The following is a 21337-nucleotide window of genomic DNA, read 5'->3' as shown; positions in this document are numbered from 1 at the left end:
GGATCATGCCCTTTGATACATGGCTGCTTTACCTGGTCACCTGCGTCGGCATCTCGGTGGTGCCAGGGCCCAATGCGTTATTGGCGCTGACCCATGGCGCCCTTCACGGCAGCCGCAAAACACTGTTCACCATCAGCGGCGGCGTGCTCGGTTTTGCGATTGTGCTGGCGCTGTGTGCGTTGGGGTTGGGGGCGTTGATCCAGGCGTCGGCCAGCTTGTTCACTGCCTTGAAGGTGGCGGGCGGGCTGTATCTGATCTGGCTGGGTTTCGGGCTATGGCGGGCGGCACCGGTCAGCCTTGAGGCGACCGGCACTACCAGCTCACGGAGCTGGCCGCTGTTCCGCCAGGGGCTGGTGTCGGCCATTTCGAACCCCAAGGCCTTGCTGCTGTTCACCGCGTTTATTCCACCGTTCCTGGACCCGCACCGCAACATCATCGCGCAGACGATCACCATCGCGCTGACCTACGCCGTGGTGGAGTTTATCGTTGAGTATCTGGTGGCCAGCGCTGCGCACCGGGTTCGGCCTTGGCTGGCGCGAACAGGGCGCCGCTTCAATAAGGTGTGTGGCGGGTTTTTTGTGCTGTTCGGGTTGGCGCTGCCGATTCATGCCTGAGGGCGCATCCCCGCACCTCAAGGGTGTTCGATCACCATCACCGCGGTGGTATCGGCCTCCAGCGCTTCGAACACATGGGGCGCATTTGCCAGATAGCTGATGTAGTCGCCGGCATGCAACAACACGGGCTCATTGGCCGGGCCGATGTTCGCGCTGCCGCTGCACAGCACCACGTGTTCCAGGGTGCCGGCAGGGTGAGGCTGCGACAGCCGCACTTCGCCGGGCTGGACCTTGAGCCGGTAGATATCGCGGCGCACTCCCGCCGGGCAATCCGCAAGCAGTGTGGCTGCGTAGTTGCCGGTTTCAGTAGAAGTGGTCGGGCCTTCGTTGGCGCGAATCACCCGCAGGTGCTGCTGGGGTTGTTCGAAGAACCGGGTCACCTGCAGGCCCATTGCCGTGGCCAACGACCACAGTGTTTCGATGCTGGGATTGCCGATGCCGGATTCCAGTTGGGACAGGGTCGACTTCGCCACCCCCGCGCGTTTCGCCAGTTCGGTCAGTGAAAGCCCGGCGGCCTGGCGCTCACGCTTGATCGACAGGGCCAGCAGGTCGATTCGGCTCGAATTGGAGTTGTTCGTTATGTCGGTCATTTGTTCCTCAAATCATCCTTAAATGGGTTGACGCTTTGTCGCCTGTTGTTCAGCATAGCAATCATTCGTTCATTATAAAAACCGAGCGTCGAATGATCTGGTGCGTGTTCCACCTTCACTCCTATTGGCCGTGGCTGCTCTGGCGGGCGCTGTCCTATGATCTGGAAGGGTGGCGCAGCCTGCTGGTGGCGACCCAGTTGACGCAACAACATTGCCTTGGATTATTCTGTGGGCCGCTGTGATTCCTTTCCGCCATCGTTCGGGATCGGGCTATGATCGCCCAATCCGAACCAGACGCTCCCCCGACCTATGCCCGTTGACCTGCAAGCCCTCTATCCCAAACTGATCCACTTGATGCTGGATACGGTGTTCGTGGTCGACAGTGACAACCAGATCGTTTTTGTCAGTGATGCCTGCGAAGCGTTGCTGGGTTACCGCGCTGACGAGTTGATCGGCACCCCAATCACGAACTACATGCACCCCGAAGACCTGGCGCGCACCCGGGCCTCGATTGTGCGGGTCATGAACGGCAAGCCTCACGTCGACTTCCGCAACCGCTATATCCGCAAGGATGGCAGCGTCGTACACATCCTGTGGGCGGCGTTTTGGTCCGAGGAAGTGGGGGCGAGAATCGGCGTTGCGCGGGATATCACAGCGCTGACGCAAGCCGAGGAAGAGCTGCGTTTCCTCGCTCACCACGACCCGCTGACGGCCCTCACCAACCGCTCATTGTTCAATGATCGGCTGGACGAGGCCCTGCAAGCGGCCCATCACCACAAAAATCCCCTGGCCTTGCTGTTTCTGGACGTGAATGACTTCAAGGGCATCAACGATGTGCACGGGCATGCCATGGGCGATCGCGTGCTCTGCGTGATTGCGCGGCGGCTGGAAGGCTGCGTGCGTGAGAGCGATCTGGTGGCGCGCATGGGCGGGGATGAGTTCACCGTATTGCTGGCGGATATCCAGTCACCGGAAGCCGTGTCGGCGAAGGTGCAGCAGATACTCGCGGTGATGGCCCAGCCCCTGAGCGCGGAATTTGGCGCGGTGAGGATGCCGTCCTGCAGTATCGGCGTGGCGTTTTACCCGGCGGATGGGGCAGATGCCGACAGCCTGCTCAGCCACGCGGATGGCGAGATGTACCGGGTTAAACGGCAGCGGTTTGCAACGGAGTGATATACGTAACGATCACTACAATAATGTAGGAGCTGTCGAGCTTTAGCGAGGCTGCGATGGCGGTATGTCAGCCAACATCAATGTTTGCAGGGCTGACGCCATCGCAGCCTCGCTAAAGCTCGACAGCTCCCACCTTTGATCCAAGTTGATCGTTCAATACCCCACCTAAAGCCCAAGCCCAAGCCGCTCCATCGCCTCATGCGCCTCGATGATCATCCCGGACACCTCGGCCACCGTAACGTGCAAGCTGGTGGCCCGCGACCTCATGTGTTCGTAAGCCTGGGTCTCGGTCAGCTTTTGACGCTCGACCAACACTCGAATGGCTTTTTCGATCTGGCGCCGGGATTTTATGGTCAGTTCCAGCTTGTCGATCTTCCCCTGCAGTCGTTCCTGATAGCTATAGGACGCTCTCGCCAGTACCAGCGTGCTGAGAATGCCGGAGGACCGAAACGGTTTTGAGATAACACCGTGGGCACGCGTGTCGAGCAACAACTTCAGGATGGTCGGGCTTTCGTAGTCGGAGAGGGCAATGAGTGCCGCGTTGACGGAGGCTCCGGACCAGATTTTGTTGCCTTCCAGCTCCTGCGTGATCTGAAACAGAATAACGTCGACGTCTGCCGGAGGCTCTGAGGGGAAGGGCCACACGACTTTCACGCGGCAGCCAATTCTTTTCAGTTGCTGCATGACAATATCGCGATCATCCCCGGGGGGATAAACAAACGCGACGCAGATACTGCGCAAATCTTCATAGAGGCGGCGAAGGCTGGAACTCATGGCGTTACCTCAACCAAAACTCGGAGAACCCGAAAGTAGACAGGTACGGATCGGGTTTGACCGGACCTGAACCTTCCCAGACGACGTCGAACTGTCCATCACTGCGGCAAATGCCGATTCGGGGTGTGAGCGCGCAATGGTTGTTTTCCGGGTCAATCGCAATGGGACCTTCCGGAGACGCAAACTTTATCTTGTGTGCGGCCTCGACCAATTTTCGCCTGTCCAGGCTGCCCGCTCGCTGCAGGGCGCGCGCGAACAGATGCACTTGAGAATACGCCATTTCCGACCAGGTGCTGGTGGGGCGATCCCCGAATCGATTGCGCCAAAGCTCGATGAACCGTTGATTGCTTTCATTGGCCAACGAGCCGAAGTACGTCGCCGCCGTGATGTGGCCTTCACACAGCTGTGGCCCGATCAAACGGATTTCTTCTTCGGCCATGGACAGGCTGGCAATCGGGATTTTCTTCGGGTCGAGCCCATGGGCGGCATAGAGCTGATAGAACGATCGCGCCGACTGCCCGACCAGGGTCGAGAAGACAACATCCGGCTGGGCTTCGCGGACTTCATCCAGAACGTCCTTGATCCGCTCTGGTTCTGCGTCGATGGGCAGGTAGATTTCGTCGACAATCTCACCACCGTACTGCTCGACCACATCGCGCATGATGCGGTTGGATTCGCGCGGATAGATATAGTCCGCCCCCACCAGAAATAACCGTGTGCCCTTGTTTTGCAGGAGGTAGGCCGCGAGCTGGATACTGTTCTGGTTGGGAACGGCCCCGGTATAAATGATGTTGGGCGAGTATTCGAACCCTTCGTAGAACGAGCAATACCAGAGCAATGCGTTATGACGTTCGATGAGCGGCAGCACCGCCTTGCGGCTGGACGATCGGGAACAGCCAAAGATGACGTTGATCTCGTCTTCGATGAGCAGCTTGCTGGTCAGGCGCCGGTATTCCTCCGGCGAGCCCTTGGGGTCATACGCGGTGGGAATCAGCGGCAGATTCAGTACGCCGCCCAGCGCGTTGATTTCTTCGATGGCCAGCGCAGTGCCAAAGAAGTGCTCGGACTCGGTGACCCCGGTTGCACCCGAGCGCGAGTACAAGACGCCGACCGGCCATCCCTGATCTTTAGCGACTACTGTCCGGGTAGTTGGCATGACGCTCACCTATTGATCAAACAGTTCTTGAAGTCCGGATGTGGGCCTGATGACCTGGAGGGCCAGCATCAGCAGGATTCTAGCCTTTTGCGGGCTCAGGTCATTGGCGAAAATCACACCTGCGCTCTTGAGCGTCATGCCGCCTCCGGGGAAACCATACACCGGGCCGACCCGCCCGCGGGGCACGCGGGAGGCAATGACGATGGTAATGCCCGAATCAATCGCGTACGAAATGGCCGTTAATAGATCGGCGTTCACATTGCCTGCGCCCAAGGCCTGGATGACCACACCTTTGGCGCCCGCGTGCACGGCGGCGTTCAACAACGCAGCGTCTGCGCCGGCATACATCGGCACGATGTCGACGCGAGGCAGTTCATCAAGCGCCAGGGGCACGTGTTGTCGACGGCAGGAGGTGCGGTAGAAGGTGACGCGATCACCGTCCACTCGCCCAAGCAGGCCCGCATCGCCGGAGTTGAATGACTCGACGTCGCAGGTATGTGTCTTGGTGACTTCCCGGGCAGCATTGATCTGGTCGTTCAGCACCACCATCACCCCCTGGCCTGACGATTGCGGTGCAACGCATACCCGCGCGCCGCTCCTTAGGTTGCGCGGGCCGTCGAAGTCCGGCTCGGACGCGTTTCGCTGGGCGCCGATGAGCACCACCGGCTTGTCGCGGTGCGTCAGCGTCAAGTCGAGAAACCACGCCGTCTCTTCGAGGGTGTCGGTGCCATGGGACACCAGTACTCCTGCAATCTCCTTGCGCGCCAATGCGGCCTCGATCGCGTGATGCAGCTGCACCCAGCGTTGCGGCCCCATTTCGACGGATGGAATATTGGACAGGTTGTTCACTTCCAGCTGTGCAAACGCTGCTATTTCCGGCGCCGCCTTGATCAAGTCGCTGCCCGACAACGCCGGTATCGCGGCCAAGGTGGAAGGGTCTACCCGCATGGCAATGGTGCCACCTGTCGCAATGAACAAGCACATCGGTAGCTCGTCAGCAGTTGATTGGGTCATGAGCCTCACACCCTCAGATGGTTGAAAATCGACTCGGCGGCGCCCGGTGCGTTGGCGTCGCCGTCTTCTTCGATTTCGCCTTGTTTGAGCACCAGGTAGCGGTCCGCGACCTTTAGCGCAAAGGGCACATTCTGCTCGATCAGCAGCAGGGTCGTGCCATGGAGCTGTCGCTCGTGCATCAGGGCGACGGCGATCCGGTCAATCACCGAGGGTTGCAGGCCTTCAGTGATTTCGTCCAGCAATATAATGGAAGGACGCATCATCAGTGCCCGCGCGACCAGCAACATCTTTTGCTCGCCGCCCGACAGGGTGCCGGCATACTGCTTCAGACGGTCCTTGAACACCGGGAACACGGGCTCGATGGCCGCGAAACGTTCATCGAACAACGCGTCTTTTTCGAGCCCCATGCGCAGGTTGTCGCGGATGCTCAGCTCGGTGAACAAGGACTTTTCCTGGGCGGCATACGCAATGCCCACCTGTGCGACGCGGTGCGGCGGGAGCCGGGTGATGTCGATGCCGTTCACGCGCACGGTGCCTTGCTTTTTGGGCAGGTAGCCCATGATGGTCTTGAGCAAGGTCGTCTTGCCCATGCCGTTCTTGCCCAGCAACGCCACCGCTTCGCCGGCCCCGACCGTGAGCGACAGGTCGCGAATCACGACGGAAGCCCTGTAGCCGCTGGTGACGGCACTCAAGTTCAACGTGGCACCGTTCATACGACCTCCCGTGGCGCGAACGCAGACCCGGCATAAATCGTCTTGACCAATTCCGAGTTGACGACCTCTTCGAATGTCCCCTGCATGATCATCTTCCCTTGGTGCAACACCACAATGCGCGTCGCGATCTGTTCCACAAAGTCCAGGTCGTGTTCAACCAGCAGGCAGCACAGCTGGTAGCGGTGAGCGAGCAAGGACAGCACCTCGCCAATCTGCGTGCGCTCGGTTTTTGTCAGCCCGGCGGTCGGTTCGTCGAGCAGTACGATGCGCGGCTCCAGCACCAGCACCATGGCCAGTTCCAGCGCTTGCTGTTCACCATGGGACAAATCCCGGGCGACCACGTCCAGCATGTGGTCCAGCCCGGTGACCCGCAGTACGTCGAGCGCATAAGAGGGCAGGGCCAGGGTGTTTGCCTGGCTGAAAAAAGCCGGTTTGTGGTGAAGCGTGCCGGCGATGCGCAAGCACTCGGCCACAGTCAGCGATTCGAAGATATTGGCATTCTGGAATTTTCGCCCCAGGCCAAAACGCACGCAGGCTTCAGCCGGAAGCCGACGGATATCGTGGCCACACAGGTGCACGGTGCCTGAGGTGCGGTCAGCTCCGTCGCTCATGCAGCGCATCAAGGTGGTTTTGCCCGCACCGTTGGGGCCGATCAGGCCCACCAACTCTCCGGCTTCGGCCTTGAGGTTGATGCCCTGCAATACCTTGAGTGACCCATAGTGTTTGGTCACTTCCTCCATCAGCAGGGCGGGCGTTCCCGTCGACGCGGCAACCTCCCGGCCCGCACGCTCCACCAGGGTGGGCGCTCGCCGCGTGCCTGCACCCAGGCCGAAAGGCTTGAGCAGCGCCGGCACGATGCCCTGGGGCAGCAAGACAATGACCAGCACAAAGGCGAGGCCCAGGATCAGTTGCCACAGGAACGGCATCCGGCTGCCCAGGTAGGCAGTGGCGACGTTGATCAGAATGGCGCCCGCCAGGGGGCCCCACAAGGTTCCGCGTCCACCCAGGGCCACCCAGATAATCAATTCGGTTCCCAGTACAAACCCCGACAGCTCGGGGGCCACCACGCCACTGAAGGCCCCATAGCCAAACCCTGCGATGCCGGTAATCGCCGCGGTGGCGATCAGCAGCAGGATTTTGATGTGCGCAACATTGATCCCCAGGTAAGCGCACCTCGACTCGTTGTCACGGATCGCCGCAAGAACCCGCCCGGCATCACTGCGTACGAACAGCCATGCGAAAACGCCGATCAGTGCGACACCGCCGCCGGCGATCCAATACCAGGCTTGCAGCGACAGGTCGAAGGTGTCATAGCCGGTCAGCCCCGAGCTGGAGCCGGTCCACTCGCCGCCGGACAGCAGCAGTTGAGTCATGACGATTGGAAGCACCAGTGAGATCACCGTGGCGAAGAACGGGGATGCCCCCCGGTAGAAGGACAGCCATCCCACCAATGCTGCGACCCCCATGGGCACAATGATTGCCAGCCCAATGGCGATGGCAATCGTGGCTGGCGACAGGCCAAAGTGGGTGAACACCAATCCTGCGGCATAGGCGCCGATGCCGAAAAATGCCGATTGCCCAAACGTCAGGTAGCCGGTATAGCCCCACAGCACATCGACGGTGATGACAACGATCGCGAACAGAAACGCCTTGATCAGCAGGTTGAGCACGTAGCTGTCAAAGATCCATGGGCCTGCGACCAACAACGCAATGCCGACCAGGGCCAGCACGGTCGAGCGGCTCAAGGCGCGCTGGTCACGCGAGCGTGAGGGTTGAGTGTGCGTCGCTTGCAAGGTTGGATTAGTCATGGGCGAACCCCTTTGGACGGATACGTAAGGTGAGCGCCGCCAGCACGGCGATCGTAAGGCCGCCGAGTACCGGACTCCCATAGGTACTCACGAGGACCTGGCACGCACCGAATACGGCGCAGGTCACCAGCAGGCTGAGCATCGAGTGCCCGGAGACCATCACCAGCATGAAAGCGGAAACCAGCCAGGTAATGCCCATACCCGGGTCAATGCTCGACAGCGGGCTGATCAAGGCGCCGGCCAAGGTGCCGAGGCCCGCCCCCAGGCTGAAGGTGATGAAGCGTATGCGCCCGGCATGGATGCCCAGGCCGCTTGCCAACTCCTCGTTCATGATCACTGCGCGAGTTTTCACCCCAAAGCGAGTGCCGTTGAGCAACACGGTCAACAAGGCGCACACGCCCAGGGCCAAGGGGATTAACAGCAAACGGTAAGCGGAGTAATCCGTGCCGTCCAAGGACCAGGTACCGGTCAGGGGCACGTCGGCGAACTTCACATCGCGGCCAAAGCCGATGATGATCAATTGGCCGATCACGATGCCCAGGCCCCAGGTCGCGAGGATGGCATCCAGGGGCCGTTTGTAGAGTGGCCGCACAATCAGGTATTCGATGATCGCGCCCACCGTCATCCCGGTCACCAGCGCCAGCGGCCAGGCCAGCCAGGGGCTCCATCCCAGTTGGGTGACGACGAACGCCGCATACCCACCCATCGTCAGCAGCGCACCATGGGCGAAGTTGACGATTTTCATGATGCCGAAAATCATCATCAGCCCCGCCGTCACAATAAAAAGCATGGCTATTGTTGTTGTTATATCGAGAATTAACACCATGACGTCTCCCTCCGGGGAGCCTGTAGCGTGAAGCAATACTGAGTGAGCCTGCGGTGGACTATTTCAGGTCCGGGCATTGAATGCCTGGGCTGACCGCCTCTTGGGTATCGAGTATGCGAATCGAGCCATCGCTTTGTATCTGGCCCAGGCGCATGGCGAGCGGTGTATGGCGGCTGGCGTTCATCTGCACCACGCCACGCGGCCCGACGATCGAGACTTCTTTCAGCGCCGCGACGACGGCAGTGGAGTCGGTGGTGTTGGCTTTTTCGACCGCCGCCTTATACAGAAAAAACGCCTCGTATTGCGGCTCGGAAAGCTCGTTGGGCGTGGACAGGTTGCCTGAAAATTTCTGGCTCAGGTCCGCGAGGAATTTCTTGTTTTCCGGTGTGTCGATAGTGGTCAAGTAGGAACCGGACATATACATGCCCGTAGCGACATCCCCCATGGTCCTGGCTGTGCCTTCGTCGATGGCCAGGTTGCCATAAGGCAGCGTCAGCGCGGCCGCTTTCAACTGCTTGGCCAATGAGACGTTGGGGGCACCACCGGCCGTGGCGCTGATCAGCGCGTCGGGTTGCGCCGAGCGGATTTTTGAAATCACTGCGGTCCAGTCGCTGCCGTCCATCGGCAAGAACTCTTCGCCGATGACCTTGCCACCGTGTTGCTCAATATAGGCTTTGGTGAACTTCAGCATGCCACGGCCAAAAGCGTAGTCGTTGCCCACGAGAAAGTAGGTTTTGGCTCCCAGCTTCTGGCCGAAGTAATCCACTACAGGCGCCACTTGTTGTTCAGGCACCCAGCCGTTGACGTACATCCATTTGTTGCAGGAACGGCCTTCATAGAACGAGGTGTAGATATACGGCACGCGCCCTCGGGAAATCACCGGCAGGGCAGCATTGCGCGCGGCACTGTTTTCCATTGCGATAATCGCATCGACTTGCTTTTCCAGCACCAGGGTATCGAATGCTTTCTGCGCGCCTATCGCGCCGGAGGCGTCATCAACAATTTCCAGCTGCACCGGGCGCCCGAGTATCCCGCCGGCCGCGTTGATCTGGTCCACTGCCAATTGCGAGGATTGGACAACTGCGGGTGCCACGACGCTATTGGCGCCAGACAAACCCACCGCCACGCCAATCTTTATCGGCTCGGCGGCGTAGGCCTGGGTGGCGAGCAGCGCTGTTGCTGCCAGCGCCGCGAAGCGGGTGAGGTGATGACTGTGTTTCATGTGGGTACTCCTCAACTGTTGTTTTTATCGATGGGGTCAGTAGCGAGGTGGCTGCCAACCCGTGCCGAGCATGGGGTCGTAGACGTCGGTACGGCGGTCACGCAGGACCGTGTTGAACGCCGTCAGGTGATGGGATTGGCGAGACGTTTTGAGGTTGATGTCGGCGTAGAGTATTTGCTCGCGGTCTGCACTGGCGGGAGCCGCCAAGGGCCAACCGTCGGCGCCGACGATGAGGCTATTGCCGACAAAGTACTGGCCGCGCTCGGTACCGACACGATTGGCGCAAATGATGTTCAGGCCGTTGACGTGCGCACTGGCAATCGCAAGGGTGTTGGCCATGATCGTGGCGCCGTCCTCTTGGCCCGGCATGGGCACCCAATTGGTCGGCATGCACACGATATCTGCGCCCCGCACGGCCAGGAGTCGATACACCTCGGGAAACCAACCGTCGTAGCAGATGATCATTGCCAAACGCCCCAGGGGCGTGTGGAACACTGGTAAGCCCAGGTCTCCGGCTTCGAAATACAGGTGCTCGTCGCCCCAGAGATGAAGCTTGCGATAGGTGCCGATGTAGCCTTCAGGGCCGACCATCACAGCAGAGTTGTAAAGCGTCTGTCCCACGCGTTCCGCGATGCCCGCGATCACGTAGATATTGCGTTGGCGCGCGATGGCTTCCCAGGCTTGAGTGCTGGCCCCGGCGGGTATCAACTCTGCCATTTCGAAGGCCTCCTCGCGGCTGGAAAACACATAACCGCTGCTCGTCAGCTCGGGCAGCACAACGATCTGTGCACCGGCAGTCGCCGCCTCGTCGATCAAGCGTAACGAGGCTTCAAGGTTGGTTGCCTTGCAGCCCACACGGGGCTCCATTTGCACGGCAGCCACGGTGATGTTCGGAAATGCCTGGGGCTGTTCGGTGAAGTGCAATGTCGACATATAAAAATTTTCCAAAAAAAAAGCCCCCGAATGCGTGAAAACGCAAATCAGGGGCTTCTATAGCCGATATGTACTCAGCAATATTGCTGAGGGCCTACGATTTCTCTTACAAGAAAAAGCGACCGATGTGACCGAAATTACAGAGATCTACTGAGCGATGTCAATGCATTTTTTTCAAGGGATTAAAATCTCGTTTCAGGGGCGAGCAAACGGCATCGACTGGGTCAGTGCGCGTCTTATCGCTGCTGAAACGCTATTTTCAGCCCCAACCCCATAAACAAAGTACCAATGATCTTCCCCTCCCAACGGCGCAGCCTCGAAAGCCCCACCATCCATTGACTCAGCGGGCGAATCGCCACCGAAATCAGCGTGGTGTACACCGCGCTGAGCCCTGAAAAGATCAGCCCCAGCACCGCGAATTGAGCCAGAGAAGAACCCGATTCCGGGTGAATGAACTGCGGCAGAAAGGCCAGGAAGAAAATCGCGGTTTTGGGGTTCAGCACTTCCGCACCCACCGCCTGGAAGTACGCCTGGGTCGATGTCACCGTGGGCAAGTCTTTGCGCGTGCTCGCGCCGGGTTTGGCCATGAAGGCGCGCACGCCCAGGTAGATCAGGTAACAGGCACCTGCGACTTTAACCACGTTGAATGCCACGGCCGAGGTCATCAGGATCGCGGACAGACCCAGCGCCGCGCACAGTGTGTGGATCAAGTCGCCCGAAGCCACGCCCAGCCCGGTGGCAATGCCCACCTTGCGCCCACCCTGGAGGGTACGGGTGATCACCAGCAATACGGCCGGGCCGGGGATCAGGAAGAGACCGATGACCACGGCGATATACGTGAGGATAGCGGCCAGTTCAAACATCGCGAGTTACCTCAGGATTGGAAGCGTCCCACAATAATCCTCATCCTGGGGTTTAACGCAACGTCAGGGGGTTGGTAGTCCAAGCCGATGCGCTTCCGTGCTCAGGCTCATCTTCGGCACCTTGAGCACGGGTGGGTGGCCGAGCAGTCGGGTAGCGGGTACCAGGCTGTCATCCGCCGGTGCGAGCAGCGCCTGCAAATTCACAGGGTCGATGAGCCCCCAGTTCGACAAGTCGTAGCAGCCGCTGCCGCCGCATATGGCCTGATAGACGATGATCGGGTTACCGCGGGCATCGGTGTCGCAGTCGCCGCCAATGAAATCAATATTGCTGTATCGCAGCAGCGTTGAGCGCGGCCCCTGGTCTACACGCAGCATCACATCAACACCTTCAATCGAGCGTAACGGCGAGGTCGTATCAATGCTGATGGTGACGGTGGCGTTGCCACACTGAAAGGTTTGTTCAGCCAGGGCCGGCTGGGAAGCAAGTAAGGCGAGGAGGGAACAGGCAGCGATCCGTAGCATGCGCGTAGCTCAAGAAATTCGAAACGCGGATGCTAACAGACCGGCCTGGAAAGACGATGAAACTCATGGCCTCGGCGAATTATTTCGCGAAGGCATATTCGCCGCCCTGTTCCACAGCCTTTTGATACGCAGGCCTTGCCTGGAACCGTTGCACCCACGCCGCCACATTCGGGTACGCCTGTAACTTGCCCTGGGCCCTGGCGATTTCGCCGATGAAGCTCATCTGGATATCCGCGCCGGTCAATTCGTCACCCACCAGGTACGGCGTTTTTCCCAGCGCGGTGTTCAGATAACCCAAGTAATTCGCCACCTCGGATTCGATACGCGGATGCAACGGCGCACCCGCGTCACCCAGGCGGCCGACGTACAGGTTGAGCATCAGCGGCAGCATGGCCGACCCTTCGGCGAAGTGCAGCCATTGCACGTATTGGTCATAGGTGGCAGTGGCCGGGTCGGGTTGCAGGCGGCCGTTGCCATGGCGACGAATCAGGTAGTCGATGATGGCGCCGGACTCGATCACCACGTTGGAACCGTCCTCAATCACCGGTGATTTGCCCAGGGCATTGATGGCCTTGAGTTCCGGTGGCGCGAGGTTGGTTTTCGGGTCGCGCTGGTAGCGCTTGAGCTCGTAGGGCAGGCCGAGTTCTTCGAGCAGCCACAGGATGCGTTGCGAACGGGAGTTGTTGAGGTGGTGGACGATGATCATGGTGGCTCCGCTGGGTGAGAATGGGGGCGTATAGGCACAGACCGCTGTGACGCTGTGGAGTGCCGTGAATTAAATGTGCTTCGATCAAGGCTTGAAAGATGGATAATCACGCCGGCAAGCACTGATTACAAACCGGATAGACACCATGAATCGTCAAAAAAAACTACAGCAGCTGTTCAAGGCCAAGGCCAAAAAGGCCAGCGCCAAACTGGCACCGGCCCGCAAGGACAAGTACATCAGTAAAGCTGACCGGCTGAAACTGGCCAGTGAATCCGCTGAGGAGCCAGTTGTCGCTTCCGAGAGCTGATCCAGCGGGCGGTGACGAGCTGTCTGCTGTCACTCGGCACTGCACCTCAAATCGAAATCCGCCCGTGCCTGTTCAATCTCCTCCAGGTTGTTAGCCGCCCAGACCCACACGCCACAAAAGGCGGCACCCAGCGTAAAGCCGAGGGTTGTCAGGCTGTATTCGACTTTCGGCGGTACGACGGGGTAGACCTTGCGCACCACCAGGCCGTCCCTCTCCATTCCCCGCAAGGTCTGCGTCAGCATCTTCTGGCTGATGCCGCCGACTCGCTCACTCAGGCGCGTGAAGCGCAGCGGCGTCGTCTCGATCAAGGCTTCAAGAATCAGCATGGTCCATTTGTCCGCAACGCGACCTATCAGGTCGGTCACCAGGGGCGCGATGCGTGGGTCCAGATCCTTCGGGGGTGTTTGCCGGGCGTAGAACTGGGCGGCGGCAATCTGCTCGTCGGTAAAGCCAGGGTTTTTGTTCATTCGCTGGACACTCTCTTTGGGGTGCGTATAGATCTTTTGGGTGCCTACTTACTTAAGGCCAGTGTATCCCTCAAGCTCCTTGCGTGTGACCCACAATTGGAGAGCTTCGATGAAGATGAGCGGAAGAACAGTGCTAGTGACCGGAGGTTCGAGTGGTATCGGGCTTGAGCTTGCCCGCCAGCTGATGGCGCGAGGCAATACCGTGATCGTGACGGGCCGCGATCAGCACAGGCTGGACGAGGCGCGGCAACGGCTGCCGGGTCTGCACACGTTTCAAAGCGACGTGCGCGAGCTCGCCAGCATCCAAACGCTGTTTGCGGCAGTCACCCGTCAGTTCCCGGGGCTCGATACGCTGGTGAATAACGCGGGCGTGATGCGCAATATCAAGCTGGGCGAGGCGCGGACGCTGGAGGACGTGACTGAAGAGATCGAGATCAACCTCAACGGTCCCATCTGGATGATCCAGCAGTTTCTTCCGTTTCTTCTCAAGCAGCCGCGCGGCTTGATTATTAACGTGTCGTCGGGGCTGGCGTTTGTGCCGTTTCCGGCGGCGCCTGTCTACAGTGCGTCCAAATCGGCATTGCACGCTTACACCCAATGCCTGCGGGCGCAGCTTCAACACAGCACCGTCACCGTGGTCGAGCTTGCCCCGCCCGGCACGGAAACACCGCTGCTTAGAGCCGAGTTCGCGGAAGAAATGAAGAATGAAAAAGGCATGGACCCGGTGCTGATGGTGCAGCAGTGCATCCGGCAAATTGAAGCCGGGCAACTGGAAATATGCCCGGGCCTGAGCAAGGTGCTGAAGGTGGCCAGCCGGGTTGCGCCGGGCTTGATATTCAAGCAGATGACCAAGCTCAGCCGGCTGGCTCCGTTGCGGCCTTTAATGTGATCGGTCGATGAAAGGGCACGTCATGATCATCAGGATCGAATTTTCGCGGCAGGCTTGGTTGCTACAACAGGTTTGCCAGCTCTTGGAGCGGCCGCTTTTGAAGTGACAGCCAGTGCCGTAATCGGTTGTACAGTGAGCTCCAAACCGATCGCGGTCATCAGTTTTCGGATGGTTTCAAACCGCGTTTTCGAGCCGGCTTTCAACACTTTATAAAGGCTTTCACGATTGACCCCGGCATCCTTGGCGACCTTATTGACGCCTTTGGCTTTTGCGACTTCAGCCAAAGCATGAATAAGACCTTCCGTCTCGCCGGTTTTCAGACTTTCAGCCAAATAAGCCGCGATAGCTTCCGGGCTATCGAGAAAACGCGAGGCTTCATAACGAGTCGTGCCCGTCGTGGTGAGGCTGAGGATTGGCATTTCCTCAGGATTGAATTTATCGCTCATGTCATTTACCTCTCAGGGTATCGAGGATCGCTTTAGCTTTCTTGATGCCCCGCTTTTGATCTGTTTTATCGCTTCCGCTGAGCATCAAGTACTCTGCGATCCCTGACCGCACAAAGTAAATTCTGTACCCCGGCCCAACAAAAACGCGCATTTCGCTCATCCCTTCGCCAACCGATTCGCAATCACCAAAATTGCCGGCTCCGGCACGATCCAGGCGGGTCAGGATGGCCGTTTTTCCCAGAGCATCATTCACACGGTTGAGCCAATTCCCAAACTCGGGTGTTTGGTGGATTTCGTATATTTTTTTCTTGTTGATCATAGTTCCATTTGTAGCTATATGGCTACATCTTAACGACGCGAGGTTGTGTGCAAGTGAAGGGGCTTTCAGCGCCCGAGCGACCTTATATAGGCCCATCCAGGCGCACAAGCCGGCGGATTCCGACACAACTGTAGGCATTGGAACCAGGTGCTGTCCTCACAACCCAAGGGCTGTGATTGCTTCAATGCGCATCCGCAGACGGCTGCTTCGGCGGCTGCACCTTGCGCATCAACGGCACCAGCAACACGGCGACGATGAAGCACACCATGATCATCAGGAATGCATCCGCATAGGTCAGCGTTTGCGCCTCGCGCCAGGTCAGTGCCCATAGCTGATGCAGCGCGAACTGGCTGGCATCCAGGCTGTTTTGCCCGAGCAACTGGGCATTGCCTGAAAGCTGCTCAAGCCACACATTCATCGATTCGTTCTGGATGTTCAGGTGTTCGGCCAGGCGCAGGAAATGCAGGTTGGTGCGGTCGTTGAGCACGGTGGCGCAGGCGGCGATGCCGATGGCGCCGCCGAGGTTGCGCATCAGGTTGAACAGGCCGGAGGCGAGTTTCAGCCGGTCGGGGGCCAGTGCGCCGAGGGTCAGGGTGACTACGGGCGGCACTGCCATTTGTTGGGCAAAGCCGCGTATGGCCTGGGGCAGCATCAACTCCTTGGCACCCCAGTCGTGGGTGATGGGGGAGAAGTCCCACATCGACAGGGCGAACAGCGACAAGCCGAACATCAAAATCCAGCGCAGGTCGAAGCGGTTGGCCAGCAGCGCGTATACCGGGATCGCCAGCAACTGGAACACCCCCGTGGAAAACACCGCCAGGCCGATATCCAGCGAGCCGTAGCCGCGCACCCGGCCGAGGAACAGCGGCGTAAGGTAGATGGTGGCGAAAATGCCGATGCCGGTGATGAATGAAAACAGGCAGCCCAGGGCGAAGTTGCGGTCGCGCAGGGCGCGCAGGTCGACAATCGGTTCCTTGATTTCCAGGCAGCGCCAGATAAACAGCCCGCCACTGATGGCGGCGATCCAGGCGGTGGTGGAGATGGTGCTGTCACTGAACCAGTTCCAGCGCGGGCCCTCTTCCAGGGTGTATTCCAGGCAGCCAAGAAACACCGCCATCAGGCCCATGCCGATGTAGTCGGCGCCCTTGAGCAACGACGGGTTGGGGCGGTCGATTTTCACCAGCATCGGCACCGCGAATGTCACGAACAGGCCGGGCACCAGGTTGATGTAGAACAGCCAGTGCCAAGAGGAAATATCGGTGATCCAGCCGCCGACTGCAGGGCCGAGCGTCGGCGCCAGGGACGCGATGGCGCCGATGGTGGACGCGGCGATCACCCGTTGCTTGCCGTTGAAGTACATGAACGCAGTGGTGAACACCAATGGGATCATCGAGCCCCCGAGAAACCCCTGCAAGGCGCGAAACGCGATCATGCTCTGGATGTTCCAGGCCATCGCACACAACAGGCTGGTCAAGGTAAACCCGGCCGCCGACGCGGCGAACAGCCAGCGCGTGCTCATCACCCGCGAGAGCCAGCCCGACATGGGGATCACGATGATCTCCGCGATCAGGTAGGCGGTCTGCACCCACGCCGTATCGTCCGCACCCGCAGACAGCCCGCCGCCGATGTCCTTGAGGGAGGCGGACACGATCTGGATATCGATCAAGGCGATAAACATGCCCACGCACATGGTGGCGAAGGCTGCGACCTTTTGCGCGGTGCTGAGGGCGGGCAGCGGGCTGTTCATAGCTGGGCCTTGAGGTCGCTGGCCTGGTCTTCGAAGGCCTCATTGGTGTTGACCTTGGCCATCACCGACAGGCCCGGGCGCAGGGCGCCGAACTCGGCGTCATTGCTGTCGAGCCGCACGCGCACCGGCACGCGCTGCACGATCTTGGTGAAGTTGCCGGTGGCGTTTTCCGGCGGCAGCACACTGAATTGTGCGCCGGTGGCGGGGGCCAGGCTTTCGATGTGCCCGTGGAATTCACGGCCGGGGAGGATATCGGCGCGGATGCTCACGCTTTGCCCAACCTGCAGGCGCCCCAGTTGGTCTTCCTTGAAATTGGCGTCTACCCACAGCCCTTTTGCGGGCACCACTGCGATCAATTGGGTGCCTGCCGCGGCGTAGGCACCGACCCGGGCGCGGCGGTTGCCCACGTAGCCGTCCACTGGGGCCCGCAGTTCGGTGTAGCTGATGTTCAGTTGTGCCTGGTCGCGTTCGGCCTGGGCCTGTTGCAACGCGGCGCGGGTCTGGCCGCGTTGGGTTTCAATCACGTCGATCTGCCGGCGTGCCGCCATCAGCCCGGCTTGCGCCCGGGAGTGATCGGCGCGGGCGGTCTTCCACACGGCGTTGACCCGTTGCGCGCTTTCCACCGACACCGCCTGGCTGCGTACCAGGTTCTGGTAGCGCGTCTGGTCGTCGCCGGCCCGTTGGGCTTCGGCGTCGGTGGCGTCGATCTGCGCCCTGGCCTGGTTGATCACCGCCAGTTGCAGTTGTTCGGTGGCGTCGAGGTTGGCGAGCGCGGCCTGTTGCGCGGCCACGGCGCCATCGGCCTTGGCCAGGGCGGTGCGGTAGTCCCGCACATCGATGCGGGCCAATACGTCGCCGGCGTGCACGAACTGGTTGTCCTGCACGGCCACTTCGCTGATATAGCCCGGCACCTTGGCGCTGATCACCGTCACATCCGCGCCCACGTAGGCGTCGTCGGTGTCTTCAATAAACCGGCTCACCAACCACCAGTGGCTGGCGTACCAGACGCCGCCCGCCACGGCCAGGGTCAGCAGCCCCAGGCGCAGTACGTGTTTGCGCCGGGAAGTTTTAGTGGGTTCGGGCACAGCGCTGACTTGGGCGTCCATGACGAAATGACCTCATTGAGTATTAGTGGGGGAAGGGGCTGACCAGTTGATCTTTCGCGGCGTAGGCCCGGCCGGCTCGCGCGCGCCACAGGCTCAACGGTTCGGCGTCGGCGGCGACATGCACGCGGTGGCCTTCGCGGGTGATGGGCTTGCCGGTGTTGGCGTCCATCAACGCGAGTTCCACGGGGCGCCCGGTGGCCTCATCGGCGAGAAACACCTTGGGCGATCCCTCGGCATGCCGCGCACCCCAGGCCATCAGCGTGAGAATCACCTGGCGCAAGTCCCGGCCGGCTTCGGTGAGGTGGTACTCGTGGCGGGGCGGGTTGTCCTGGTAGGGGCGTCGCTCCAGCAACCCGTTGGCCACCAGGGTGTTGAGGCGGCGGGTCAGGGTGTTCGAGGCGATCCCGAGGCTCTGCAGGAATTCATCGAAACGGCGCAGCCCGTAGAACGCATCCCGCAGGATCAACAGGCTCCAGCCATCGCCGATGTGTTCCAGGGCACGGGCGACCGGGCAGGGCATGGGCTGGAAGCTGGCTTTCTTCATGAGGCTCTCCGGGATCTGTTGCTAAATATTACGAGAGTAATATTGCACAGTGGATTTCATAATGAAAGTCACTAAGGAGAATTATTATTGTGATGAGTGCTGCTCGCGGAAATGCAAAAAGCCCCGACATTCGGGGCTTTTCAGGGGTGGGATACTCATTGGCGCAATCGAGGCGCCATGTTCGTCATGCTTGCGCCGGCTCCCTGCAGGTGCGTGAACCCACCCGCCGAGAGCGCCAACCGAGGCCCAGTACCATCAGCAAACCCAGGGCCGCCATTATCGCGCCGGCCAGCGAAATGGCCGGGTAGCCCAGCCCTGCATTGATCACCGCTCCGCCCAGCGCCGCGCCAATGGCATTACCGAAGTTGAATGCACCGATGTTCATTGCGGAGGCCAGGTTGGGCGCATCTTTGGCGGCTTCCATCACGCGCATCTGCAAGGGCGGCACCAACGCAAAACTGGCGGCCCCCCACAACAGGATCGACAAGGCGGCCGGCAGCGGCCATTGCATGAGTACAGAGAACGCCAGCAGCACGGCGATCAGCACCACGAGCGAGGTGATCAAGGTGCGGTCCACCGAGCGGTCGGCAGACCTGCCGCCCCAAACGTTACCCAGGGTCAAGCCGATCCCGAAAAGCACGAGCATCCCGGTGACGAAGTTGGTGGAGGCGTGGGTGACATCCCGCAGGATCGGGGCGATATAGGTGAACACCGTGAACATGGCGCTGGACCCCACCACGGTCAACGCCAGCGCTGCCAGTACCGGCCCGCGGCCCAGTACGCGGATTTCGGCCATCAGGCTTCCACCTTTTGGGGCTGGCGTATTCGGCAGCGCCCACCACAAGGCAAGCATCACGAATGCACCGAGCCCGCTGATGCCCCAGAACGCCGTGCGCCAACCGAAGTTCTCGCCAAACCAGGTGGCCAGCGGCACGCCGCCAATGGTCGCCAGGGTCAGCCCGAGAAACATTGCGGCAACGGCCCCCGCGCGTTTGTCCGGTGCTACCACACTGGCGGCCACGATCGAGCCGATGCCGAAGAATGCACCGTGATTCAGCGATGTCACCAGCCTTGCGACCATCAAGGTCTGGTAATCAGTGGCCAGGGCGGACAGCAGATTGCCCAGGGTGAAGATGGCCATCAGGCCGACCAGCAGATAGCGGCGTGCAACCCTGGCCGTAGCGAGGGTCATGATCGGGGCGCCGATCAGCACGCCCATGGCATAGGCGCTGACCAGCAGCCCGGCCGCAGGAATCGAGACGCCGAGGTCGGCGGCGATACCGGGCAACATGCCCATGGGGGCAAACTCGGTGACCCCGATACCGAAGGCGCCGATGGACAGTGCTACAAGGGGTGGGTTGATACGCATGGGTGACTCCTCATCTTTGTGTCAAATGCTACAATCACGCCTTTTCCAGCAGTAGCCATCGGCAGAGAACTACAGCTTTGCGTGGAGTGCACAAATGGACATAGGTGGGCGTTCGGGGGAGATGGAGGTGTTCGCCAGGGTGGCGGAGCAGGGCAGCCTGTCGGGTGCGGCTCGGGTCCTGGGCCTTACGCCGTCTTCCATCAGCCGGATCATCACCCGCACCGAGCGGCGAATAGGCACCCGCCTGCTGCTTCGCACCACTCGGGCGATCACGCTCACTGCCGAAGGCGAGGCGTACCTGCGCGGCGCACGGCGGATCCTGGCGGACATGGCGGAAGTCGAGGACGCGATTACCGACCAGGGCGCGCCACGGGGGCGGTTGAGGGTCAGCGCCGCGCTTGCACACGGGCGGCTGTTGATCGTGCCGCTGATTGCCGCGTTCAGCGCACGTTATCCCGCCATCGTGGTTGATTTGCGGCTGGGGGATGAGGTGGTGGATATCCTGGGCGGGCAAGCGGACGTTGCGATTCGCTTTGGCCCGTTGGCCGACAGTCCCTTGACCGCTCGCCATATCGGTTCCACCGGGCAGGTCATCGTCGCCTCCCCGGACTACCTGGCGCGCCACGGCACGCCACGTGTGCCACAGGATTTACTCAACCACAACTGCCTGCGTTTCAACTTCCGCCGGGCAACACCTGATTGGCCGTTTCGCCTGGATGGGCGCGATTTTTCGCTGAAAGTGGCCGGTACGATCGAGGGCAACAGTGGCGAGGCGCTTTCCCAGTTCGCCAGGCTGGGCGCGGGCATTGCACGCATTGGCGCGTTCAGCGTGGCAGACGACCTGGAACACGGTCATCTGGTGCCGCTGCTTGAGGCGTACAACCCCGGAGACGCGGAGCCGATTCACGCGGTGTTCGTCGGCGGTGCGTCGATGCCCGCGCGAGTCAGGGCATTTATCGACTTCCTGGTGGAACACCACCCGGCGTGAGGCTGACAGGCCGCGCAGGCCAATCCCGCCTTTGTGGTGCAATCCTGTCGAATACTTGCCTAATCCTCCGACCTTTCCTTCCGCGCATAGCAACCCGTTGACCGACGGTCTAGAGTCAACCGAGGATCCCTCTACACTACTCAAACTACGTGCGTTCGAACCAAACGGGCCAACGATGCCCAGCGGCGAAGCCCGGCCTTGCCGCCTGAAACACTAAAAAAAATGCAAAACCAACCGATGA

General features: G+C 60.4%; 24 protein-coding genes. 5 read left to right on the top strand and 19 right to left on the bottom strand.

Annotated elements, in window-relative coordinates; all coding sequences use genetic code 11:
- Nucleotides 1–5: 5 nt before the first annotated feature.
- Nucleotides 6–614 carry a LysE family translocator gene (locus tag V3W39_RS13575; protein WP_177076975.1) on the top strand — a complete coding sequence of 203 codons (609 nt, stop codon included), beginning with the start codon at nt 6–8 and terminating at the stop codon, nt 612–614.
- Nucleotides 615–631: 17 nt separating this feature from the next.
- On the opposite strand, the gene V3W39_RS13570 is transcribed toward V3W39_RS13575, so the two are convergent.
- Nucleotides 632–1204 (bottom strand): helix-turn-helix domain-containing protein, encoded by a 573-nt coding sequence (locus V3W39_RS13570; RefSeq protein WP_177042496.1) that lies wholly within the window; start codon nt 1202–1204, stop codon nt 632–634.
- 309 nt (nt 1205–1513) lie between these two features.
- Here V3W39_RS13570 and V3W39_RS13565 point away from each other — a divergent pair, with 309 nt between their 5' ends.
- Nucleotides 1514–2377: a sensor domain-containing diguanylate cyclase gene (locus tag V3W39_RS13565; RefSeq protein ID WP_330212766.1), complete on the top strand. Its 864-nt coding sequence runs from the start codon at nt 1514–1516 to the stop codon at nt 2375–2377.
- A gap of 165 nt (nt 2378–2542) precedes the next feature.
- Here the strand turns inward: V3W39_RS13565 and V3W39_RS13560 are convergent, their stop codons facing one another.
- The 11 genes from V3W39_RS13560 to V3W39_RS13510 all read right to left on the bottom strand — a co-directional run bounded on the left by V3W39_RS13560 (nt 2543) and on the right by V3W39_RS13510 (nt 12914).
- A complete protein-coding gene (locus V3W39_RS13560) occupies nt 2543–3151 on the bottom strand; it encodes an ANTAR domain-containing response regulator (RefSeq protein ID WP_177042494.1) in 609 nt (202 codons plus the stop codon).
- 4 nt (nt 3152–3155) lie between these two features.
- Complete coding sequence (locus tag V3W39_RS13555) at nt 3156–4307, bottom strand: transporter substrate-binding domain-containing protein (protein ID WP_294738930.1); 1152 nt, start codon at nt 4305–4307, stop codon at nt 3156–3158.
- Nucleotides 4308–4316: 9 nt separating this feature from the next.
- The gene (locus tag V3W39_RS13550) at nt 4317–5321 is read right to left on the bottom strand and encodes an asparaginase (RefSeq protein ID WP_294738929.1); all 1005 of its coding nucleotides are present in this window, start codon (nt 5319–5321) and stop codon (nt 4317–4319) included.
- Between the two features lie 5 nt (nt 5322–5326).
- Nucleotides 5327–6034 (bottom strand): branched-chain amino acid ABC transporter ATP-binding protein, encoded by a 708-nt coding sequence (locus V3W39_RS13545; RefSeq protein ID WP_177042491.1) that lies wholly within the window; start codon nt 6032–6034, stop codon nt 5327–5329.
- Complete coding sequence (locus tag V3W39_RS13540) at nt 6031–7842, bottom strand: ABC transporter permease subunit (protein ID WP_177042490.1); 1812 nt, start codon at nt 7840–7842, stop codon at nt 6031–6033. The genes V3W39_RS13545 and V3W39_RS13540 overlap by 4 nt, the downstream gene beginning before the upstream one ends.
- Complete coding sequence (locus tag V3W39_RS13535; protein ID WP_177120228.1) at nt 7835–8668, bottom strand: branched-chain amino acid ABC transporter permease; 834 nt, start codon at nt 8666–8668, stop codon at nt 7835–7837. The genes V3W39_RS13540 and V3W39_RS13535 overlap by 8 nt, the downstream gene beginning before the upstream one ends.
- A gap of 58 nt (nt 8669–8726) precedes the next feature.
- Nucleotides 8727–9890, bottom strand: coding sequence for a substrate-binding protein (locus V3W39_RS13530; protein ID WP_330212765.1), 1164 nt, complete (start codon nt 9888–9890; stop codon nt 8727–8729).
- Between the two features lie 36 nt (nt 9891–9926).
- Nucleotides 9927–10823, bottom strand: a complete 897-nt coding sequence (locus V3W39_RS13525) for a nitrilase family protein (protein WP_177042487.1) — start codon at nt 10821–10823, stop codon at nt 9927–9929.
- Nucleotides 10824–11059: 236 nt separating this feature from the next.
- Nucleotides 11060–11686 carry a LysE family translocator gene (locus V3W39_RS13520; RefSeq protein WP_177076986.1) on the bottom strand — a complete coding sequence of 209 codons (627 nt, stop codon included), beginning with the start codon at nt 11684–11686 and terminating at the stop codon, nt 11060–11062.
- A 63-nt stretch (nt 11687–11749) separates the two neighbouring features.
- The gene (locus V3W39_RS13515) at nt 11750–12208 is read right to left on the bottom strand and encodes a hypothetical protein (RefSeq protein WP_177042485.1); all 459 of its coding nucleotides are present in this window, start codon (nt 12206–12208) and stop codon (nt 11750–11752) included.
- Nucleotides 12209–12287: 79 nt separating this feature from the next.
- Nucleotides 12288–12914, bottom strand: a complete 627-nt coding sequence (locus tag V3W39_RS13510; RefSeq protein ID WP_177076990.1) for a glutathione S-transferase family protein — start codon at nt 12912–12914, stop codon at nt 12288–12290.
- 145 nt (nt 12915–13059) lie between these two features.
- Here V3W39_RS13510 and V3W39_RS13505 point away from each other — a divergent pair, with 145 nt between their 5' ends.
- A complete protein-coding gene (locus V3W39_RS13505) occupies nt 13060–13221 on the top strand; it encodes a DUF2986 domain-containing protein (protein ID WP_177042483.1) in 162 nt (53 codons plus the stop codon).
- A gap of 29 nt (nt 13222–13250) precedes the next feature.
- Here the strand turns inward: V3W39_RS13505 and V3W39_RS13500 are convergent, their stop codons facing one another.
- Entirely contained in the window at nt 13251–13688 is a 438-nt protein-coding gene (locus tag V3W39_RS13500; RefSeq protein ID WP_177042482.1) for a winged helix-turn-helix transcriptional regulator, read from the bottom strand.
- A 109-nt stretch (nt 13689–13797) separates the two neighbouring features.
- Here V3W39_RS13500 and V3W39_RS13495 point away from each other — a divergent pair, with 109 nt between their 5' ends.
- Nucleotides 13798–14577 (top strand): SDR family oxidoreductase, encoded by a 780-nt coding sequence (locus tag V3W39_RS13495; protein ID WP_330212764.1) that lies wholly within the window; start codon nt 13798–13800, stop codon nt 14575–14577.
- A gap of 29 nt (nt 14578–14606) precedes the next feature.
- On the opposite strand, the gene V3W39_RS13490 is transcribed toward V3W39_RS13495, so the two are convergent.
- From V3W39_RS13490 to V3W39_RS13465, 6 genes are all read right to left on the bottom strand, one after another.
- Complete coding sequence (locus V3W39_RS13490; protein WP_330212763.1) at nt 14607–15023, bottom strand: addiction module antidote protein; 417 nt, start codon at nt 15021–15023, stop codon at nt 14607–14609.
- Between the two features lies 1 nt (nt 15024).
- Nucleotides 15025–15342 (bottom strand): type II toxin-antitoxin system RelE/ParE family toxin, encoded by a 318-nt coding sequence (locus tag V3W39_RS13485; protein ID WP_259197678.1) that lies wholly within the window; start codon nt 15340–15342, stop codon nt 15025–15027.
- Between the two features lie 181 nt (nt 15343–15523).
- Complete coding sequence (locus V3W39_RS13480) at nt 15524–17089, bottom strand: DHA2 family efflux MFS transporter permease subunit (protein ID WP_330212762.1); 1566 nt, start codon at nt 17087–17089, stop codon at nt 15524–15526.
- Nucleotides 17086–18195: an HlyD family secretion protein gene (locus V3W39_RS13475; RefSeq protein ID WP_330212761.1), complete on the bottom strand. Its 1110-nt coding sequence runs from the start codon at nt 18193–18195 to the stop codon at nt 17086–17088. Before V3W39_RS13475 ends, V3W39_RS13480 begins: the two co-directional genes overlap by 4 nt.
- A 22-nt stretch (nt 18196–18217) precedes the next feature.
- Nucleotides 18218–18739 carry a winged helix-turn-helix transcriptional regulator gene (locus V3W39_RS13470; RefSeq protein WP_177042478.1) on the bottom strand — a complete coding sequence of 174 codons (522 nt, stop codon included), beginning with the start codon at nt 18737–18739 and terminating at the stop codon, nt 18218–18220.
- 184 nt (nt 18740–18923) lie between these two features.
- Nucleotides 18924–20108, bottom strand: a complete 1185-nt coding sequence (locus V3W39_RS13465; protein WP_330212760.1) for an MFS transporter — start codon at nt 20106–20108, stop codon at nt 18924–18926.
- A gap of 94 nt (nt 20109–20202) precedes the next feature.
- Between V3W39_RS13465 and V3W39_RS13460 the strand changes: the two genes are divergently transcribed.
- Nucleotides 20203–21096, top strand: a complete 894-nt coding sequence (locus V3W39_RS13460) for a LysR substrate-binding domain-containing protein (RefSeq protein ID WP_177042476.1) — start codon at nt 20203–20205, stop codon at nt 21094–21096.
- The last annotated feature ends 241 nt before the right edge of the window (nt 21097–21337 follow it).

Origin of the sequence: Pseudomonas sp. Z18(2022) (assembly GCF_036346535.1) — a bacterium.
Lineage (GTDB): Bacteria > Pseudomonadota > Gammaproteobacteria > Pseudomonadales > Pseudomonadaceae > Aquipseudomonas > Aquipseudomonas yamanorum_A.
This window is presented reverse-complemented; position numbering and strand designations above follow the sequence as displayed.

Excerpts from the sequence above, each read along its gene's own strand:
- V3W39_RS13465 (WP_330212760.1), bottom strand. The coding sequence starts at position 20,108 with ATGCGTATCAACCCACCCCTTGTAGCACTGTCCATCGGCGCCTTCGGT.
- V3W39_RS13530 (WP_330212765.1), bottom strand. The coding sequence starts at position 9,890 with ATGAAACACAGTCATCACCTCACCCGCTTCGCGGCGCTGGCAGCAACA.
- V3W39_RS13510 (WP_177076990.1), bottom strand. The coding sequence starts at position 12,914 with ATGATCATCGTCCACCACCTCAACAACTCCCGTTCGCAACGCATCCTG.
- V3W39_RS13475 (WP_330212761.1), bottom strand. The coding sequence starts at position 18,195 with ATGGACGCCCAAGTCAGCGCTGTGCCCGAACCCACTAAAACTTCCCGG.
- V3W39_RS13545 (WP_177042491.1), bottom strand. The coding sequence starts at position 6,034 with ATGAACGGTGCCACGTTGAACTTGAGTGCCGTCACCAGCGGCTACAGG.
- V3W39_RS13540 (WP_177042490.1), bottom strand. The coding sequence starts at position 7,842 with ATGACTAATCCAACCTTGCAAGCGACGCACACTCAACCCTCACGCTCG.
- V3W39_RS13555 (WP_294738930.1), bottom strand. The coding sequence starts at position 4,307 with ATGCCAACTACCCGGACAGTAGTCGCTAAAGATCAGGGATGGCCGGTC.
- V3W39_RS13570 (WP_177042496.1), bottom strand. The coding sequence starts at position 1,204 with ATGACCGACATAACGAACAACTCCAATTCGAGCCGAATCGACCTGCTG.
- V3W39_RS13505 (WP_177042483.1), top strand. The coding sequence starts at position 13,060 with ATGAATCGTCAAAAAAAACTACAGCAGCTGTTCAAGGCCAAGGCCAAA.
- V3W39_RS13460 (WP_177042476.1), top strand. The coding sequence starts at position 20,203 with ATGGACATAGGTGGGCGTTCGGGGGAGATGGAGGTGTTCGCCAGGGTG.
- V3W39_RS13490 (WP_330212763.1), bottom strand. The coding sequence starts at position 15,023 with ATGAGCGATAAATTCAATCCTGAGGAAATGCCAATCCTCAGCCTCACC.
- V3W39_RS13525 (WP_177042487.1), bottom strand. The coding sequence starts at position 10,823 with ATGTCGACATTGCACTTCACCGAACAGCCCCAGGCATTTCCGAACATC.
- V3W39_RS13575 (WP_177076975.1), top strand. The coding sequence starts at position 6 with ATGCCCTTTGATACATGGCTGCTTTACCTGGTCACCTGCGTCGGCATC.
- V3W39_RS13560 (WP_177042494.1), bottom strand. The coding sequence starts at position 3,151 with ATGAGTTCCAGCCTTCGCCGCCTCTATGAAGATTTGCGCAGTATCTGC.
- V3W39_RS13500 (WP_177042482.1), bottom strand. The coding sequence starts at position 13,688 with ATGAACAAAAACCCTGGCTTTACCGACGAGCAGATTGCCGCCGCCCAG.
- V3W39_RS13535 (WP_177120228.1), bottom strand. The coding sequence starts at position 8,668 with ATGGTGTTAATTCTCGATATAACAACAACAATAGCCATGCTTTTTATT.
- V3W39_RS13520 (WP_177076986.1), bottom strand. The coding sequence starts at position 11,686 with ATGTTTGAACTGGCCGCTATCCTCACGTATATCGCCGTGGTCATCGGT.
- V3W39_RS13480 (WP_330212762.1), bottom strand. The coding sequence starts at position 17,089 with ATGAACAGCCCGCTGCCCGCCCTCAGCACCGCGCAAAAGGTCGCAGCC.
- V3W39_RS13565 (WP_330212766.1), top strand. The coding sequence starts at position 1,514 with ATGCCCGTTGACCTGCAAGCCCTCTATCCCAAACTGATCCACTTGATG.
- V3W39_RS13485 (WP_259197678.1), bottom strand. The coding sequence starts at position 15,342 with ATGATCAACAAGAAAAAAATATACGAAATCCACCAAACACCCGAGTTT.
- V3W39_RS13550 (WP_294738929.1), bottom strand. The coding sequence starts at position 5,321 with ATGACCCAATCAACTGCTGACGAGCTACCGATGTGCTTGTTCATTGCG.
- V3W39_RS13470 (WP_177042478.1), bottom strand. The coding sequence starts at position 18,739 with ATGAAGAAAGCCAGCTTCCAGCCCATGCCCTGCCCGGTCGCCCGTGCC.
- V3W39_RS13515 (WP_177042485.1), bottom strand. The coding sequence starts at position 12,208 with ATGCTACGGATCGCTGCCTGTTCCCTCCTCGCCTTACTTGCTTCCCAG.
- V3W39_RS13495 (WP_330212764.1), top strand. The coding sequence starts at position 13,798 with ATGAAGATGAGCGGAAGAACAGTGCTAGTGACCGGAGGTTCGAGTGGT.